Source organism: Aestuariivirga sp. (assembly GCF_037139295.1).
Classification (GTDB): Bacteria; Pseudomonadota; Alphaproteobacteria; order Rhizobiales; family Aestuariivirgaceae; genus Aestuariivirga.
This window is the reverse complement of the sequence record NZ_JBAXGR010000218.1, coordinates 1-3054: the sequence shown is the minus strand read 5'-3', so window position 1 is coordinate 3054 and position 3054 is coordinate 1. Positions and strand designations below refer to the sequence as shown.

The 3054-nt window shown below is 62.0% G+C and carries 4 protein-coding genes; all 4 read left to right on the top strand.

Annotated features, from left to right (window positions below; all coding sequences use genetic code 11):
- Window positions 1-394 precede the first annotated feature (394 nt).
- A complete protein-coding gene (locus WCJ41_RS21040; protein WP_336907794.1) occupies window positions 395-754 on the top strand; it encodes a hypothetical protein in 360 nt (119 codons plus the stop codon).
- Window positions 755-844: 90 nt separating this feature from the next.
- Window positions 845-1051 (top strand): helix-turn-helix domain-containing protein, encoded by a 207-nt coding sequence (locus WCJ41_RS21035; protein ID WP_336907793.1) that lies wholly within the window; start codon window positions 845-847, stop codon window positions 1049-1051.
- 232 nt (window positions 1052-1283) lie between these two features.
- Window positions 1284-2006 carry a hypothetical protein gene (locus WCJ41_RS21030; protein WP_336907792.1) on the top strand — a complete coding sequence of 241 codons (723 nt, stop codon included), beginning with the start codon at window positions 1284-1286 and terminating at the stop codon, window positions 2004-2006.
- Window positions 1970-3054: virulence-associated E family protein (locus WCJ41_RS21025; RefSeq protein ID WP_336907791.1), on the top strand; the 1085-nt coding region annotated here is incomplete at its 3' end. The genes WCJ41_RS21030 and WCJ41_RS21025, both read left to right, overlap by 37 nt.

Below are 3054 nucleotides of genomic sequence, written 5' to 3'. Positions count from 1 at the left end.
TCGGGATAGGTCAAAAAGTTTATCACGGTGTTATACATTAAAGTTAGGCATTGTCCCTTCGACGATCAGGGAGTATGTGAGACGGTGTTAGACATCATGAGGTTGTAATGCCCAAGGATCCCGAGCTCACGAGAACCGTTTGCGTGAGGCTCAGACCGGTGACTGTGGACGCCCTTCAGGCGAAGGCCGACGGGGAGCAGAGGTCTCTGAGCCAATACCTGCGGATACTGCTTGAGCAGGTTGCCGGAACGAAGAAGCGCAAGTAACCGCAGGTTGGATCGGAATGGCACGCGGCGGGGCAAGGAAGGGCGCTGGTAGGAAACCGCTGGAAGCTGACGTCGAACTCACCGAGTGGATCGTTGGCCGTCTCAGGAGGCTCCTTTATGCGTCGTGCATGATGAGGAAGCGGCAACGGCGCTGGTTGCGTGCGAACGGGTTCACCCAAGTGCAGATTGCGATTATCACCGGCAAGAGCCGCGACCTGGCCGAACTGCGCGAGGAAATGCGAAACGTACCCGTCGAGCAGCGCGCAGCTATGGTCGCCAATCCCGAGTACACCCCGCTCGGTGATGTGCGCGAGGTTTTCGCCAGCCAGCTCGGCGGCCGACGCTGGCACCGGATCCCCGAGCCTACCCCCTACGAGATGGGTAAGGCTTATGAGGTGGTAGCCCGTATAGCGACCCTGAGAAGGGGAATCTCACTTACGCGCCGTAACATCAAGGACTGGTTATCACGACGGAAGAAAGGCCTTTAAGATCGGCGTTTTTTTGAAAAAGCGTGCAGACTTGAGGCAGTGATTTTCGAGTAGTCCATATGGGTGTCCACCAACAACCGAGGTGGACGAATGACCAACACCCCCAAACAGCCCGACCCACATACCCGTTTCATGTCGATGCGCGAAGGTGCCTCCTATGCCGGCATCAGCGTCGCGAACCTCTGGAGCATCGCCGGGCGCGGTGAACTTCCCCTGATCCGGATCGGCCGCAGGACGCTCGTCGACCGCACCGACCTAGATGAATTTATGCTGGCCCGAAAAACCAAGGTGGCCTGACCATGAAACGGAAAACCCCGCCACCGCGCGGGGTGACGGGGTCGGAAACCAAAAATGCGTCTGGACAGCGCATTAAGGTTTCTACCCCCAAAGCCCCCACAGATCAACGCCCGATCACGCGCTACTCCGTCGACGAGACCCTCATCGTCGTCGATGTCGAAAGCGCCAGGAAGCCGAAGGGTAAGACATGAGCCACGAACATCCCCAACATTCTGGTCACGGAACCAATGGCATGAGCGGCGGTCACTTCAACGTGGAAGACCTCGACTTCGGTCCCACAGCCGACGACCTGAAGGCAAAGGCCGAAGCTGAAGCGAAGGGTGCCGCCGGGCGGAGCGCCGACACCATCTACAGCTACACCGACGCCAATGGATCGCCGCTCTATTGCGTCGTCCGAACCGACCACGCGGACGGCAGCAAGACCTTCGCGCAACAACGGTGGAATGGCTCTGAATACATCAAGGGCCTCGGTGATGTGCAGCCCGTCCTGTTCATGTTGCCCAAGGTCGCCAAGTCTGACGTGGTGTGGCTGGTCGAGGGCGAGAAGTGCGTCTACGCCGCCATGGGGCTTGGCGTCGTCGCCACGACCAAGAGCGGCGGCGCTGGTCGCGCCTGGAATGACGCAGAGGTTCAGTCGTTTGTCGGGAAAGTTGTGTTCATTCTGCCCGACAATGACAAGCCGGGCGAGGAGGCCGCCTGGAAGGCTGTCGAGGCCCTGCACAATGTTGCCAAGTCCACGCACATAGTGCGCCTGCCGGGCCTCGGAGAGAAGGACGACATTGCTGATTGGTTCGACAAGGGAGGGTCCGCGGAGGAGCTCGAGCTGATTGCCCGCAACTCACCCGCCATCTCGCCCGCCGATAATCCCCTGATGGTGGTGATGGTGGGGAGGAGAGCGACGCCGCCGCCGCCGAGGGCATGCCGCCCGACATCGAGGGCATCGTCTTCGCAATGAATGGCGCGCCCATCAGCAATACGGCCAACGTCGTGGCAGTTCTCCATGGGCACCCCGAATGGGCAGGTGTCATTGGCTTTGATCGGCTAGCCGGATGCCACATGCTTCTCCGGCACATGCCGGATGCGTCGGGCAGGAAGCCCAATCACTTCGAGCCGCGCAAGCTCACGGATGCGGACTTCGTTGCGGCCACGGTCTGGTTCCAGAGGAATGGCTTCGCGCGGATGGGCAAGGAGGCCGTGATCGACGGCCTGTACAGCCGGAGCCACGACAACAGCTTCGACCCACTCGAGGAGAAGCTCCGCTTGCTGCACTGGGATAACGTGCCGCGCCTCGCCACCTGGCTGGTTGACTATGCCGGAGCCTCTCCCAGCATGACCCAGCCCGAGGCGTACCTGACGGCTGTTGGCTTGAGGTGGATGATCTCGGCGGTGGCGCGGGGGCTCCAGCCTGGCTGCAAGGCCGACAGCGCGCTAATTTTCGTGGGTGCGCAAGGCATCGGCAAGTCCACCGCCGGGCGGGTCCTGGCCTACGGGAAGTGGTTCAGCGATGCCATGCCGCCGCTGCATTCGAAGGACGCCAGCGACCACCTGCGCGGTCACTGGATCGTGGAGCTTGGCGAGATGGCAACGACTTCGAGGGCAGACGTGGAGGAGGCCAAGTCCTTTCTGAGCCGTAATGTCGAGAAGTTCCGCCCGGCATATGCCCGTACCGAGATCGAGTACCCGCGCCGAAACGTCTTCTTCGGCACGTCCAACCGGGACGCCTTCCTGAAGGACGACACCGGCAACCGTCGCTTCTGGCCGGTGGAGGTTGGCGAGATCGACATCGCACGCCTCGAGGCTGAGCGTGACCTCTTGTGGGCCGAGGCCGTGCACCTGTTCGACAAGGGTGAGAGGTGGCACCTGACGCGGGAGGAGGCCGCCCTGGCGGCGGAGCAGCAGGCGTCCTTCGTCATCGTGGACGAGCGCGTCGTGGTCCTCGCCACCCGCCTGCCCTGTGGAATGCCCTGCAGGAACTCCGCGAGGGCCACGGCGCGGTGCCGGCG